Consider the following 14,230-nt stretch of genomic DNA (forward strand, 5'->3'; position numbering starts at 1 on the left):
GCAGGGGTGACTCGACCCCACCCGGGGAGGGAGGTGCGAGGCACCGGATAGCTGCGATCTTGAGGTAGTCGCGGACGGGTACGGCCCGCCGAACCGGAGGACACAGATGACCACGCGCACCGCTCAGGCGTCGCAACGACCAGGACAGCCGGAGACCCGCTCCCTTTTGACCCGGATGCACGGCCGTACGGCGGCGGGCGTGCCGGGCTGGGCGGTGTTGGCCGCGTTCGTCATCACCCTGAGCGTGCTGCCGTCGAGCATATGGCGGATCGCCGCGATGGTCTTCAACGCGCCGCTGCTGGAACACCCTTCCGAGCCCCCGATCGGGCACGGGCCGGAGTTGATCGCCGACAGTCCCGGCTACATCATCGGCCTCAGCGTGGTCAGCGAGGCGTTGGCGTTCCTCGCCTTCGGGCTCGTCTGCCGATGGGGCGAGGTATGGCCACGGTGGATCCCCGGGCTGGGCGGGCACCGGGTGCCGCCGCTTGCCGCCGTCATCCCCGCCGGCCTCGGCGCGGCGGTTCTCATGATCTTCCCGTGGTCGCTGACGATGATCGCCACAGGCCGGATGGTCACCGGGCACAAGGGCGGCGGGCTCGTCGTCCACGGCTGGCAGTCGGTCGCGTTCTGGGCCGCGTACCTGCCACTGGCCCTCTGGGGGCCGCTGCTCGCCCTGCTGACCGTGCACTACCAACGGCGGCGCCGGTCACGAACTGGGAACGCCTGAACGGCCCCGCGCTCCGGTCCCGGATCTCGCAGCGATCTCCAACCTCATCACGGCGTGGCGCGAATAGCCGCCCACACGTCGCTGGCAGGGCCGATGTGGTCTCGGCCAGCGGCGCGTGGGTCACGGCTGGTCCGGGTCGCCGGTGGTGATGTGGTGGGCGAGTTCGGTTCGGGAGCGTACGCCGCGTTTGCGGTTGATGCGGGTGAGGTTGGACTCCACGGTCTTGGCGGACACGAACAGCGCGTCGGCGGTCTCCTGGTTGGAACGCCCCGAGCCGACGAGTTCGGCGATCCGCCGCTCCGACTCGGTGAGGGTGCCGGAGGCGGCATGCAGCCCGACGCGGCCGGCCTCATCCCGGGCGCGCAGAGGTGCGCGGGCCCCGGTCGTCGGGCTTCGCACGCTTGATCAGGTAGGCGCCGTGCCCGCGGTCCCGGGCCTGGCCCGGCAGCCTCAACGACACCGGCCGAGCCCGCTCCACAGCGCCTGGCAGGACCCGCAGGCGCACCACGGTTCCCTCGATCCTTCTTCTAGTGGAGGGCGGGCGGTAGCGGGCACCGGAGGACTGCCGATATGTGCGTCAGCCTCTCCTCGGGTCGCACGCCTCCAGTTGAAGGAGGCACCACACCAGTATCGACGCCGCCAAATCCGGATCCGGAGGGCTCCCCCTGCCCTCGACGGCCAGATCATCATCGAGCCGGGTTGCCTGCCCCACGCCGCGTTTCGCATCCTAGGCAGCTAGTCCGAAATGGATTCCGCAGCATGAGTGCGTCGGCCTGCGGCGGGCGTCCACCCGCCCGCGCGTAGTGCTGGTGCGGCAGCGCCTCGGCTGTTCTCCGAGCCGTCAAACCGACACCATGGAGTCCGTTGTGGACGTACGTAGCGGTTAAAATCGACGCCAGTCACTCAATATGGGGGTTGTCACGTGAGAAGACGTGTTCTTGCGGCCGGAGTCTCGGCCATCGCCCTGCTCGCTCTGGCCGCGCCGGCTGCGGCCACCACGCCCAGCCCGGCGCCCACAGCCGGCAAGTCCCAACCCGATCGGATCATAGGTGCCGAAAGCCTGTCTGTCGACGAGCAGGCCCGGCAGCGCGTCCAGGAGCCGCTGCTGACTCTCAACAACCGGTTGCACGACCTGGCCGGGAAGGCCTATGAGGCGCAGTTCGCCGGCTCTCTGGTCGAGACCAGGACAAACACCCTCACGGTGTACTGGGCCGGCCCGGTCCCGGCCGAACTGGCCCGGCTGGGTGGATCGGCGCTGCTGATCAAGCCGGCGAGGTTCTCCCGCCAACAGCTGATGGCTGCCGCTCAGCAGGTCATGCCGGATACCGCGCTGACCGGCACCGCCGCAGCGGCCGGTGAGGTCGAACTGGCCGTGGACGGCTCGGGCATCACCGTCTCAACCGGCGACCTCGCCAGCGCCGCCCGCGGTGCCAGGCCCGCCACGGCTCCGGAGACGGCCCTGCTCAACCGCGTCGCCGCCACCCGCGCCCGCACCGGCATCCCGATCAATATCGGGTCCGCCACCCCCGGCACGCCCGGCGTCGACGACACCCGGCACGCCGACAACTCGCCCTACTGGGCGGGAGCCGAGATCGACCTGCTCGGAGGCAGCTGCACCAGCGGCTTCAGCATGTATGCCACCGGCGCGCCGTCGACCCGGTTCACGCTCACCGCCGCGCACTGCCCCGGCTACTCCGACGGCGTCTCCGTCACCAACGGTGCCGGCTCACCGATGGGCACCAGCGACTTCGTCCACATCCTCAACGGCTCGGGCACCCCCTATGACCTGGGTGTCGTCCGGCTCAGCTCCGGAAAGTCCAACGCGCCGTACATCTACATCTACGAGGATTCCGCCTCGGGCGGCATCCCCGTTACCGGCTACGCCACCGCGGGCATCCCGTCCGGGGGCAACTACTGCGTGCACGGCATGACCGGCGTGAACTGCAATCTGCTCTCCGGGGGCCAGTTGTGGCACTGCGAACCCGGACACTGCTTCTGGACCATCGCCATGAACGCACTGAACTCCAACTCGATGACCTGGTGCCGTGGCGACAGCGGCGGGCCAATCTACTACTGGACCGGCGGCACCGTCGTCGCCTCGGGCGTGGTGAGCTGGAGCAACCATGAACTGGGCGACTGTTCCCTGACCGGCGGCGCCTCGGTCGTCGCCACGGCGGTCGGCATGGTGCCGGGCCTGGCGGTCGTCACCACATCGGCCCCATAGTGCGACTGTGGGGGCCCGATGTCGTTCGGGGCCCCCACCTAGTTCGTGCCGCGACACACTCCTCACCGACCGGTCGATGACCTTGTATTTACGAACCCGCAGAAGCCGCCGATATAGAAATATTGTGGTGTTTTGACTGGAATTGATCCATATTTGTCTGTTCTGGATGTGGCGCCCGTCGATCCAGCCGTTGCCACTTCCCGGTGTTTCACGACTGCGGCTTCAGTCTGAACAGCAACGGTTGAGGCATGACTCGTGCGCGGCCAGCAGATGACGCAGCGCCCGACCTTGAGGAAGGCTTCGTGTATGCCGTCGCGGATCTCCCACCGGATCCATAGGCAACGAAACCAGTGCCCGTGGGCGAACACGCTCCACAACCCAGCGTTAAGTGCCGAATCCGGAACCGTGTTCGGCGCCCCGGCGGGCGATCAGCGGCTTCACGCCGAGTTCTCGGGAGACACGGCAGTACAACCCTGCCATGGACACGCAGGCCGTGGTAATTGCCGTTCCTCGCCGGCCTGCCCACCGCCGGCCGCACACCCGGCACCGCGCACGCACGTGCCTCCGGCCGGCGAACGTCGAGGTTCCGGGTCGCCGGGCACACGTGACCCGAGAGTGGGTGATCGTCCTATCGTCGACTGTGGCATCGTGCTGTCGTGCTGATGGGATATGTCGACTGGGTCGCGCGCCTGGCGGTGGCCGCGGTATTCGGGCTCGCGATGTGGGGCAAGGTTGTCGACCTGGCCGGCACACGCCGGTCGTTGGCGGAGTTCGGGGTTCCCGGCCGGTGGGTGAGGCCGGCGGCCTTCGCGTTGCCGGCGGCCGAGGCCGCAGTCGCCCTGGGGGTGCTGCTGGCTTGGTCGGCCGGCTGGGCGGCCGGGGTGGCGGGGTTTCTCCTGCTGGTGTTCAGCGCGGTCGTCGGCGGCCTGCTCTCGCGGGGCCGGCGGCCGCGCTGCGCCTGCTTCGGGGCGGCCGCCGGCACGCCGATCAGTGCGTGGGTGGTCGCGCGGAACGCGGTGATCGCCGTGCCGGTCGGCATCGCGCTGTGGGGGTCGTGGACCCGGGAGGCGGTTCCTGGCGTGCCGGTCGACCACGCGGTGGGCCTGGCGGCGCTGGCCGTCGTCGCCGCGACGCTGGTGTGGCAGGGCGCGGTGGTGCGGTCACTGCGCCTTCAGCTCGACGAGAAGGTGCGCCGGGAGTTGGGACCGGAGGGGCTGCCCGTCGACGCGGTGGCGCCGGAGTTCGACCTGCCGGCCACCGGCGGCGGGCGGGGCACGCTCGACGGCGCGCTGGCGGCCGGCCTGCCGGTCGCGGTGGTCTTCGTCCATCCGGGTTGTCGCCCGTGTGAGGACCTGGCCGGGGAGCTGCCCCGCTGGCGGCAGCGCCGGGCCGGGGCGGTAACGATGCTGGTGATCGGCAGCGGCGCGGTGGACGCGAACGCGGCGTGGGCCGCGAAGCACGGGGTCGGGGACATCCTCGTGCAGGACGGCAACGAGATCGCGGCCCGGTACCGGGTCCGGGGCGCCCCCAGCGCCGTGCTCGTCACCGCCGACGGCCGGATCGGCGCCCCGGTGGCCGGCGGCCCACTCGCGATCCGCGATCTGCTCGCCACCCGGGCCGGAGCCCGATCGCGGCCAACGGGTTGACACCAGGGCCCGGGCGCGTGATCTGATGTCCCGGCCCTTGGACGAACTTCCCTAAAGGACACACGTGAGCGACTACGACTGCACCGGACACGCCGACGGCAACTACGTGCACCCCGACGACTGCACGAAGTTCATCTCCTGCGTCGCCGAGAAATACGCCTACGAGATGGACTGCCCGGCGGGCCTGCACTACCACCACCCGACGGACCGCTGCGAGTGGCCGGAGATCGCCGGCTGCGTCACCGGCCAGCCGGCCGGGTAGCCCGGCGCTCGCGGGGCGGGTGGCCCGTCGTCACCGGACCGGGCGGCGGGCCTCGATCAGGAACGGGTCGAGTGCGCGGCGAACGGACACCCCAACCAAATCCTTCTCATGCCGGAGGCGGAGGAAGGCACTCTCGAGGAGATAGAGGAAGCGGAACACTTCGCCTCGACATTTTCCGGAGTACCACTGCGGACGACGTGGAGTCAATTCCCGCCGACAATCCCCGACCCATCCAACGAGGTGGTATCCCCAAGATTGAACGTGGCGGCCCGTTTCAGTGGAAACGTGCCCCCCAGTTCAGAATTGCGAATAGGGAACTCGTCATCGATCGCCCACTCGAATACCTGCTCGCAACAATCAACCTTTTGGTCGCGGCACCGTCGGGTCCGACGCGGGTGCAGGTGGCGTCGCGGTTGGCGTCGCGGGCTCGGCAGCACGGCAGCGGATCGACGGTCAGAGGGCGCTGTCATCGCCAGTCGGCTCGGTCCGGGTAGAGCGTGAGCCCCTTGAACACCGCTGCGGCTGTTCCTTCCGGTGGGATCTTGTCGGGCTCCCGACCGGTCACGACGACCATGACGGTTAGGCCCTGCACATCGAACACGGTCAGCTGATCTTGGCCGATGGAGTTGAGGACGGAGCGACTCCCGCTCGTCGGATGCCCGTCGACCGTGGTGTTCACCGTGGCGCCGCCGCGGTCGGTTCCCGGCTTGACCGTGATGCTGGTGAAGTCCGTTCCAGGGGGTCCGATCCGACGGTATGCGATCGTGGCCTGCCACGAGTCGGCGGTGTCGAGTTGCACGGACATGATCTTCTTGTCGGAGAGGTCCGGGGTCACGGGCAGTCGAATCGGGTCGGTGGTGCCGAACCGCGCGCCCTCGGCGACCCGATGGACGATTGCCTTCGGGTCCCCGTCACTGCTGGCGAGTTGGACCTCCACCTGGGCCCAGGCGTGTGGTGCGTACTGCCAACGCAACCGCAGCACGTCGGCGCTGTCGGCTGGCCGGGTGATCCAGATCGCGGTCGCCCCGTGCACGGCGGGCGCCGGGGTAGTAGTGGGCTCGCGCGCCACGGCGTCCTGGGGGTCGCCGACTCCGGCTGCGTACGCGGTGAACGCGAACCGTCCGGCCGGATCGTAGCCGGTGGACCCGCCGCCGCAGGGAGGGGGCATCGTGCACGCCATTGCCCGGGAGGCGAGGCGGAGGCTGTTCGGGCCCGCGCTCAGGTAGCGGACCTGCAGGCCCTCCGGGAGCCAGTCGAGCTGGGCGAACTGGACCCGGGGATCGAACTCGACGGGCGCCTCTCGGAGGTGGTGCCCGCCGGCAACCGACGGCTCGGGCCCCGGAGGGTGGGGCGACTGCCATACCGCGACGGTGGCTGCGACGACCAGGCACAGAGAGGCCGCGATGGTGGCTAGGACGCGTCGGGTTCGTCTCGTGTGGCGGGCGTCGTTGACGGCGCGGTCGAGGTCCACGGCGGAAGGTGGCAGGTCGGCCAGTCGGGCCGCGAAGATCTCTCGGATGTCCATTCAGCTCTCCTGGTGGGTCAGATGTGCGCGCAAGGTGGCCAGACCGCGGGCGGTCTGACTCTTGACGGTCCCTTCCGAGCAGCGCAGGGCGTCGGCGGTCTCCGCGACGGACAGGTCCAGGTAGTACCGCAGGACCAGGGTCGCCCGCTGCCGCGCGGGCACCGCGGCCAGCGCCGTGCGGACCGCCACCCCCGTGGTGGGGTCCGCCTCCCCGACCATCTCCGGCGCATCCGCCACGAGCAGGACCCGTTTACGCCACCGGGCCCGGCGCTCGCCCAAAAACACCCGCAACATGATCGTGCGGACATAGGCGTCCACGCTGTCGGCCTGCCGCGCCCGCCGCCAGTACAGGTACAACCGGGTGATCGTCACCTGCACCAGATCATCGGCGTCGTGCCAGTCCGGACACAACAGATGAGCCACCCTCCGCAGCCAGTCCATCCGCTCCCGGACATAGCCCACATACTCCGCGTCACTCACCGAATCCCCGCCTCTACGCTGCCTCTACTCACCCTGATGGACACGGACCAGGCCCCGGTTGCACCGTGATCGCCAGGAATTCGCAAGCCCGGCCGCACATAGCACAAGGCGGCGCAGACCTCGGAGGTCGCGACGGCGGCACCCAGCCCCTCGATACCGGACCCGGCGGCCGTGGCAACCCCGATCTTCGCCGCAGCCGGCATGAATACCGGCCGCACCCATCTGCTGACGCTGACCGGCGGCATCGACCCACACGTGCCTGCCCGTTGCGGATCCGCCGTGTTTCCGGCTCCTCGGGCCGTTGGAGATCGCTCGTTAACCTCAAGGCGCCCAGGCTCAGGGCGCTGCTGGCCGTACTGCTGATGCGCCGCAACGAGCCGGTGCCGGTGCCGGTGACCCGCCTCGCAGGTGCCTGTGGGGCCTTCACCTGCGGCCAACGTCCGCCGGGCGGTGCAGGCCTATGTCACCCGGCTGCGTTAGGCCCCCGGCCCGGCCGGGGCGAGGATCGAGACCATGCCCGGCTGCGGAGTCGCCGGACGAGTAGCCAACCGCTGGCGAGCAATGTGAGGACGCAAGCGACGATGGTGGGCGCAAGCCAGTAGGGCTGAGGTTGGGCGTCCGCCGGTGGCCCGGCCCTGGCGCCCATGACCGGCACGAGGTTGCCTGCGAGTTGGATGTCCGTGGTGTGTGCCCACCCGGCCGGACCAGGGCCGAGCGCAGCCAACTGCTCGGGGGCACCGCCCGCGGTGTGGACTTGGACGATGCGGGCGGCGTTCGGGGCCGTGTTATAGGAGTCTCGGGCATGGGCGGAAGTGAGGACAAGAAAGGTGCCCGGGTCCTTCCAGCCCAACACGGGACTGGACCAGACGAACCCGACGTGGACCGGGGCGGGCACGGCGGCACCGGTGCCGGTCGCGTCGAGGAACGAGATGCGTGGGCTCATCGCAGCATCGAACCCGGCACCTTCGAACGTGGTGAGCGCCAATAGGGAGCCGTCCGGGCTCCAGGCCTGCGCCCCGGCCAGCTGCTGTCCGGGTGGCAGGTCGAGTTCGCGGATCGGGCGGCCTTCGAGGTCCATGATGGTCAACTGAGCCTCAGTCTGCACCGCAAGCCGCCCACCGTCGGGGGAGAACGCGACCAGGGTGGGTTCGTCGGTGCGGGGCGTCTTCTCGGCCGCGAGCTCGTGGTACCGGCCGGTCTCGGTGTCCATCAACCACAACGGGCCGGCCAGGAACGGAATGTTGCACATGGCGTGCGCATAGGTGGTGACCACGAGATACCGGCCGTCGGGTGACCAGGCCCGGGGGGTGGTGACGGATTCCGGTTCCAGGTGGAAGGTCCGCCGCTGGTCGGTGGCCAGGTCGACCAGTGTGACGACCGGGTTACTGCCGGAGCAGTCGCCGAGCGCGAGCCGAGTGCCGTCGGGGGACAGACGGGCACCGACGTCCGCCTCGATGCCGAGCCGTCGGAAGCCGTCCGTCGTCGCCCCGGCCACGTACGCCTCGCTCCGGTAGAAGTTCTTCGGGTTCGTGGTCTGGCGGTAGAACGCGATCGCCGGGCCGGTCGGTTTGTCGGCCAGCAGTGGAATCCTGGTCGAGTGTGCAGGGAACTGTCGGGGCAGGGTGATGCCGCCGTTTGCCGGCCGGGGCGGTGGCGGTGCGTCGGGCAGCGCGACCACCGGGGTCAGCACGGCCAGCACCGCGGCGGCGGCCACCGCGGGTGCCAGCCAGGCCCGGCGGGGCCGGCGCGGGGCCGGCGCGGCGGCCATGTTCGGGTGTACCGGCACGAGTTCGGCGAACCCGGGTAGCCCGTCGGGTACACGCTGGTCAGTCATCGAGATGCTCCCGGAGTACGGCGAGGCCACGGTGCGGGGGCGATGGGACGGTCGCTCTGTGGGCTTCGGGTCGCAACTCTTGCAAATGACTTCTCCGACCGCACCGCCGGGAAGTGTGCCGCCTCGTCTGGGTCCATCGGTCTACCGTGCCCATCCGGTCCGAGCGCGGCGTCTGCGGTAGGCAGCCCAACCGCCGACTGCGATCGCCAGCAGGCCGGCCGCGCCGCCGGTGACGGGCAGGATGGACGCCCGCAGCCGCAGCCATTCTGTTTCCGGCCCGATGTCCGGTTGTTCACCGGAACGGCTGCCCATGGCGGGAAGTAGATCGGTCGCCACCTGGACGTCCATTCCGTGGCGCCACCCGCCCTGTCCCCGGCGCAGAGTCGCCAGGACCTGCGAGGACTCCCCCGTGGTGTGGACCTGCAGGATCAGAGAGCCGGTGGCCGCGAACTTCTGTGAACGGTAGTCGACGGGGACATCGTCGACCTGCACGAGGAGGGTGGTGTTGTCCCTCCAGCCGAGCACCGAGTCGTCCGTTCCGGGCACCGGGTAGCGGGCTCGAACCGGGCTGGGCACGGGGCGCCCGGTGCCGGTGGCGTCAAGGAAGTGCAGGTACTCACTCGTTCCCTCGGAGCCCACGGTCGGATCCGCGGCGGACGTGACCGCGAGGAGCATGCCGTCTGGGCTCCACGCGTGCTGGCCCCCGATGTATTGTCCCGGTGCGAGATCCTGTGTCCGTTCCACCCGACCGTCGAGGTCTCTGATGGTGAGCCGGGTGTCGATCTGCGCGGCGATGTGTTTGCCGTCCGGGGCGAACGCGACGACGGTGGGTCGGTTTCCTCCGATGGTCTGGGCTTCCACGATCTTGTGGTACTCGCCCGTCTCAGTGTCCAGCAGCCATTGCGGACCGAACAACATCGGTCTCACCAACCCGTAGCCGTCGATGGTGGCGACCACCAGATACCGGCCGTCGGGCGACCACGTCCGAGGGTACGCGTTCCGCCCGACACCCAAGGACATGCTTCGTCGCTGCTGGGTGGCCAGGTCGACCAGGGTCACGATCGACTGATCCGCGGAGCCGACCGCGATCCGGGTGCCGTCCGGGGACAGTTGGGCCGAGTCCGGTCCGCCGAGACCGAGCCGGCGAACACTATTCGACAACGCGCCGGCAACGAAGAACTCGCAGGCCTCGTAGTCGGTCGGGTCCGTGGTCTGCCGGTAAAGCATGATCGCGGGGCTGATCGGCGCGTCCGCCAGCAGGCTGATCGATGGGGAGTACACCGGGAACACCCGGGGCATGGTGGGCGTATCAGACCGGGGTTCGGCCACCGGGGCCCGGTGATCGATCGCCAGCACCACCATGACAGCGAGCACCCCGAGCACCGCCGCGGCGGCCAGCGCAGGTCGCCGCCAGCGTCGGTTGGGATGTCGTGGAGGGGGCGTCCGCACCGCCGGCACATCGGGGTGCCCCGGATTCATGTCCACGACACCACCCGGACCGAAATGCGTGGCCAGGCCAGGCTAGGCACGAAAGGCAGCACCGAAGTATGGGTGGAATCCTCGAATGTGTCGGTCAACGGGGCAGCTCCTGGGTAGATGGCCAGCGTTTGGCCACAGCTTGTTGCCTTGCAGCTACGGCACGATTGGTGGGGGTGACCGCCCGGGCTCGGCCCGGCGGCTCGCTGGAATCCTGACATGCGCCCGCCTTCAGATCGCCTTCACGTCGCCTGGCCGGAAGGCCCCCGCCCCGAAGTCACCGCCCCGGGCTGGCCAGCGGGGTCAGCGGTAGCGTGTTGGGTGTCCGGTACGCAGTTCTCGGTTCCCTCCTCGTCATGCGCGACGGCCGACCGGTTCGGTGCTCGCCTCGCTCGCCGCGGCGCGTCACAGCAGCTGCCGTGGCGACAATCGTCGAACCCGTTCGTGGCGCGACTTGACGTGCCGGCGAAGTCGAGCGTTCATCACCGTCGTGAGATGTATCGAAGCGACACCCACGCGGCCCGCCGGCGCGCTCTGGCTCGGCAACCCAAGCCAGTGCCCAACCTCAGGGTCGTGGGCAGGTGCGTGCCGGTGAGCGCCCATCGCTGGTTCCTCGACCGCTACCGCGACGCGGTGTGGGAGTCAGAGGATCTGACCGCCGACCACAAAGCCGTCGCCGAGTCCTACGCCCGCCACGCCCGCGACCCCCACGGCAACAAGACGGCCACCGCGGATCTGTCCTGGCTCACTTACGACCGGCTGCAAACCGCGGCCGGCATCCGCAGGCGCGCGAAGGTGACAAAAATCCTCGCCGAACTCGAACAGCACGGATGGCTGGTGGCCGTCCAACGCGTCCACCGCAGACCCACGATCTACCGCCTGACCATCCCCCACAACGGCTCAAACGACACTACCGATGCCCGCCAGGGAACCACCGTAGTTCCACCACCAGTTCCACACCGACACCACCGTAGTTCCCACCACCCCCACCACACCCCGCCCCGTAGTACCGACGTCGGAACTCCACCACTAGAAGATCCACCATCAAACACATCACCATCATCATCAGCCCGCCCCGCCGACCGACGCCGCATCGCCGACGCCGCCGGTGCCACCGACGCTGAGGTCAACGCCATCATCGACAAGATCACCCGAGAGAACGCCATCCGACGCCCCTTCAGCGTCTACCTCCGAGCCATCCCCGACACGGACCTCCGCGCGCACCTCGTCGCCCTGCGAACACCCACGCCCAGCCAGCAGAGCGCTGCGTTCGAACTCCTTCGCCACGCAGCGCCCGACTGCATCCACGGCACCCCCGCCGGAGCGCTCATCCGCCCCACGACCAACACCGCGCTATGCCCGCTGTGCCAGCGCGGGCTACCCGCGATACCCGGCAATCAAGGACGACCCGGTGCGCCGCCAGCAGGTTGAGGATCACGGGGCCACGACGCCAGAGGCGGAAGGTTTCCGCCCTCAGATCCCCGGTTCCCTGCGCCACGCAGCGATCCGGGGCGCCCAAAAGACCGCCAAGGGCCGGGCCGGTGACAGCGTCGAATCCGGTGAGAAGGCGGACGCCTTGATGACAGATCTCCACCACCACAACGTGCCCCGACAGCGACAGGGCGGAGGGCACGGCCTGCCAGGCCGTGCCCGCAGGAGCACGGCGACGAGTGACGCCGTCAGCGTCACTCGCCTTCGTCTCGGTCAGCTTTTCGCCGAGCTGCGCCCACATGTCGGGGGCCCAGATGCGCGCACCGGGAGTACCCCTGGCTCACCTGTCACGAACGGATCTTTAGCTGCCCGCCCCGGGCGGGTGCGCAAGGTTCGTACACGAGTCGAGTCACGGCCCGGCCCCGGCCTCCTCGCCGTCGGGGAGGGGACTCTGCCGCAGGCGGCGGACGATCTCCCGTCCGCCGCGCGCCGCGCCGGGCCGGATGTCGTGGCGACCGGATACCCGACGTCGCCGTGGTCGTTCTGTGAGCTGGACCTGTCCGGTGTCGTTGGTGGTGATGAGACGCCGGTAGCCCATCGCCGTCGCCGTGCGCCACGCGGCGGTCAGCAGCGTGGTCCGCAGTCCGGTGATGCCGTCGAGGTAAACGGTCGTCGCCTCGGCCATGTGACCGTCGTCGAGGTGCGTGTCCGCTGGCCGGCCGACCATGACGACACCGACGAGCGTCGCGTAAGCGTCGGTCACGCCGATGCTGAATCGGTGCGCCGGGACTGATCGGGGATGAAGGTCGTGGTCGGTGGCGAAGGTGCGTGCACGTGCGGCGGTCACGGGCGTGACGATGAGACGGCGCCGGATCTGCGATCGCTTGACCATCACCCCTCCCCCACCTCCGGGTGCCCGGGCCGTCCATCGTGGGGTCGGCGGAGCACGAGTACGTCCTCGTGGCTGATGAGGTGCAGTGGGATTCCGCCGGCGCGGGCTTTGCGCACGGTCTGGAGTTGGAAGAACGACGGCCGGGCGATGATCTTGCCGGCGCGAACCCCCGCCAACAGCGCCACGCACCGCTCGACCGGCTCCAGACCCGCGGCGAGGCCTGCGGCGATGACCGCCGACGGAAGGTCGATGAGTTCACCGCGCTTGCGGTACGGCCGGGCCGTGACGACCACGACGCCGCCGGGGCGCAGCACCACCCGGCAGCCGCGGAGGATGTGGGTGAACGCGTCCACGAGCCCGTTCTGCGTCTGGTGCGCCAGGTTTCCGCGCTCGTCGTCGCGGTCCCCGTACGTGGCCGCGGTCTTGGTGACCCCGTCCGGTCCGGCCGTGATGTGACCGTGTACCGCCGGCCCGTACGGGGGGCTGGTGACGACGAGCGCGACCTGGCCGTGCAGGTGCGCGGGCAGGATGGCGGTCAGTCGGGTGCCGTCGCCGCGGGTGATCATGCCGCGTCCGGTCGCACCGGCGGTTTGGGTGTGGCGGACGTTGAGGTCGGCGACGGCGGCCCACTGCGCCTCGTACTCGACGCCGATGCCGTCGCGGCCGGCGTGCATGGCCTCGACGATGGTGGTGCCGATCCCGCACATCGGGTCAAGCACGATGTCGCCCGGGCGGGTGTAGGTGGCGATGGCGTGGGCGGCGATGGCAGGCAGCATGCGTGCGGGGTGCGCGGTGGACTCGGGCACGTAGCGGCCCTTGCGTTGCGCGGGTCCGGTCTGCTGGGCCGTCGCCCACACCGACATGCGGTTTGCCGCAGGGTCGGGGGTGCCGGCCTGCTCAGGCATTCTCGCCCCCGGCACGCAGGAACACGAACAGGTCCGCGTGCACTCTCAGGTGCACCGTCGCCGCAGGTGCCTCGTCGTTGAGGGCATGCGGTCCTTCGTCGTCGACGGCCTCGTCGAGGAAGTAAACGAACTCGTCAGAGACGACCGGGGCCGCGACGGCGACGATGTGCTGCAGGTATCCGAGGGAGACGTTCCTGGCCGCGGCGACGACCGGCGTGAAGTCCTCAGGTACCGGTCGTTGCCGGGGTGCGCTGGCCGCGATGAGGACCAGACAGCCACCGGGGCGCAGCAGTTTGCTGGCCGTTGCCATCAGCCACGAGCGGCGCAGTTCGCCATCTGCGGGGTCCGCGCTCAGCGGCCAGGCGGCGACCATGAGCGCGGCCGTCGCCGTGCCGATGACGCTGGGCGGCGTGCCGCGGGGGCGGTCAACGGGTGACATGGTCGCGTGCGGTGCGATCGTCAGGTAGGACGTGTCGGTGAACCACGCGCGGTGGTGACAGCGCCCGCCGGCCGTGGCGTGCGCGCCGAGTAGGTGTCCGGGGGTCAGGTCGATGATCTGGTCGCCCGCGGTCGAGTAGGCGTCGATCAGCCGGGCTGCCAGGCGGTCCGGGATCACCGCAGTGGGGTCCTCACCCGAGCGCGGGGTGCGCCACACGGTGAGAGGCACGGGCGGTACTCCGGGCACGAGGTCGATGTCGGGGGTGCGGGTGTTGTCCGCGTGGTCGGGGTCGGTCGGTTCGTTCATGGGCGTGTGTCGGCTCTCGACGCACGTGGTGATGCGCTGACGTCTACCAAACGGGTTTTGGCAGAGCTGACGCACGCCCCCGG

Annotated in this window: 13 protein-coding genes; 5 read left to right on the plus strand and 8 right to left on the minus strand. The window is 69.8% G+C overall.

The genetic code is table 11. From position 1 onward, the window contains the following. The first annotated feature begins 106 nt into the window (after positions 1-106). On the plus strand, positions 107-727 hold the full coding sequence (locus tag IW245_RS40555) for a hypothetical protein (protein ID WP_231398764.1): 621 nt from the start codon (positions 107-109) through the stop codon (positions 725-727). Positions 728-847: 120 nt separating this feature from the next. On the opposite strand, the gene IW245_RS11385 is transcribed toward IW245_RS40555, so the two are convergent. Then, on the minus strand, positions 848-1,126 hold the full coding sequence (locus tag IW245_RS11385) for a response regulator transcription factor (protein WP_197003148.1): 279 nt from the start codon (positions 1,124-1,126) through the stop codon (positions 848-850). Positions 1,127-1,649: 523 nt separating this feature from the next. Here IW245_RS11385 and IW245_RS42155 point away from each other — a divergent pair. The 3 genes from IW245_RS42155 to IW245_RS40565 all read left to right on the plus strand — a co-directional run bounded on the left by IW245_RS42155 (position 1,650) and on the right by IW245_RS40565 (position 4,859). After that, entirely contained in the window at positions 1,650-2,951 is a 1,302-nt protein-coding gene (locus IW245_RS42155; RefSeq protein ID WP_197003149.1) for a trypsin-like serine protease, read from the plus strand. Positions 2,952-3,613: 662 nt separating this feature from the next. Further along, positions 3,614-4,597, plus strand: a complete 984-nt coding sequence (locus tag IW245_RS11395) for a peroxiredoxin family protein (protein WP_231399575.1) — start codon at positions 3,614-3,616, stop codon at positions 4,595-4,597. 64 nt (positions 4,598-4,661) lie between these two features. After that, positions 4,662-4,859 carry a chitin binding peritrophin-A domain-containing protein gene (locus IW245_RS40565; RefSeq protein ID WP_197003151.1) on the plus strand — a complete coding sequence of 66 codons (198 nt, stop codon included), beginning with the start codon at positions 4,662-4,664 and terminating at the stop codon, positions 4,857-4,859. Positions 4,860-5,325: 466 nt separating this feature from the next. On the opposite strand, the gene IW245_RS11405 is transcribed toward IW245_RS40565, so the two are convergent. The 4 genes from IW245_RS11405 to IW245_RS11420 all read right to left on the minus strand — a co-directional run bounded on the left by IW245_RS11405 (position 5,326) and on the right by IW245_RS11420 (position 10,183). Continuing rightward, positions 5,326-6,384, minus strand: coding sequence for a hypothetical protein (locus tag IW245_RS11405; protein ID WP_197003152.1), 1,059 nt, complete (start codon positions 6,382-6,384; stop codon positions 5,326-5,328). Next, positions 6,385-6,864 carry a SigE family RNA polymerase sigma factor gene (locus IW245_RS11410; protein WP_307788880.1) on the minus strand — a complete coding sequence of 160 codons (480 nt, stop codon included), beginning with the start codon at positions 6,862-6,864 and terminating at the stop codon, positions 6,385-6,387. It abuts the gene before it with no gap. A gap of 463 nt (positions 6,865-7,327) precedes the next feature. Then, complete coding sequence (locus IW245_RS11415) at positions 7,328-8,698, minus strand: TolB family protein (RefSeq protein WP_197003153.1); 1,371 nt, start codon at positions 8,696-8,698, stop codon at positions 7,328-7,330. 141 nt (positions 8,699-8,839) lie between these two features. Next, entirely contained in the window at positions 8,840-10,183 is a 1,344-nt protein-coding gene (locus tag IW245_RS11420) for a WD40 repeat domain-containing protein (RefSeq protein WP_197003154.1), read from the minus strand. Positions 10,184-10,765: 582 nt separating this feature from the next. On the opposite strand from IW245_RS11420, the gene IW245_RS11425 reads away from it, so the two are divergent. After that, positions 10,766-11,605 (plus strand): hypothetical protein, encoded by an 840-nt coding sequence (locus IW245_RS11425; RefSeq protein ID WP_197003155.1) that lies wholly within the window; start codon positions 10,766-10,768, stop codon positions 11,603-11,605. Positions 11,606-12,014: 409 nt separating this feature from the next. On the opposite strand, the gene IW245_RS11430 is transcribed toward IW245_RS11425, so the two are convergent. Genes IW245_RS11430 through IW245_RS11440 form a run of 3 tightly spaced genes read right to left on the minus strand, consistent with a single transcriptional unit; the run spans position 12,015 to position 14,147 of the window. Further along, positions 12,015-12,452: an XF1762 family protein gene (locus tag IW245_RS11430; RefSeq protein WP_197003156.1), complete on the minus strand. Its 438-nt coding sequence runs from the start codon at positions 12,450-12,452 to the stop codon at positions 12,015-12,017. A gap of 44 nt (positions 12,453-12,496) precedes the next feature. Then, the gene (locus tag IW245_RS11435) at positions 12,497-13,402 is read right to left on the minus strand and encodes a TRM11 family SAM-dependent methyltransferase (protein ID WP_197003157.1); all 906 of its coding nucleotides are present in this window, start codon (positions 13,400-13,402) and stop codon (positions 12,497-12,499) included. Next, positions 13,395-14,147 (minus strand): hypothetical protein, encoded by a 753-nt coding sequence (locus IW245_RS11440; protein ID WP_197003158.1) that lies wholly within the window; start codon positions 14,145-14,147, stop codon positions 13,395-13,397. Before IW245_RS11440 ends, IW245_RS11435 begins: the two co-directional genes overlap by 8 nt. Positions 14,148-14,230: the final 83 nt, after the last annotated feature.

The sequence above is a fragment of the Longispora fulva genome, from assembly GCF_015751905.1.
Lineage (GTDB): Bacteria > Actinomycetota > Actinomycetes > Mycobacteriales > Micromonosporaceae > Longispora > Longispora fulva.

Bases quoted from the DNA above. Each gene is read 5' to 3' on its own strand.
- IW245_RS40555 (WP_231398764.1), top strand. From the start codon at position 107: ATGACCACGCGCACCGCTCAGGCGTCGCAACGACCAGGACAGCCGGAG.
- IW245_RS11395 (WP_231399575.1), top strand. From the start codon at position 3,614: ATGGGATATGTCGACTGGGTCGCGCGCCTGGCGGTGGCCGCGGTATTC.
- IW245_RS11405 (WP_197003152.1), bottom strand. From the start codon at position 6,384: ATGGACATCCGAGAGATCTTCGCGGCCCGACTGGCCGACCTGCCACCT.
- IW245_RS11415 (WP_197003153.1), bottom strand. From the start codon at position 8,698: ATGACTGACCAGCGTGTACCCGACGGGCTACCCGGGTTCGCCGAACTC.
- IW245_RS11435 (WP_197003157.1), bottom strand. From the start codon at position 13,402: ATGCCTGAGCAGGCCGGCACCCCCGACCCTGCGGCAAACCGCATGTCG.
- IW245_RS11440 (WP_197003158.1), bottom strand. From the start codon at position 14,147: ATGAACGAACCGACCGACCCCGACCACGCGGACAACACCCGCACCCCC.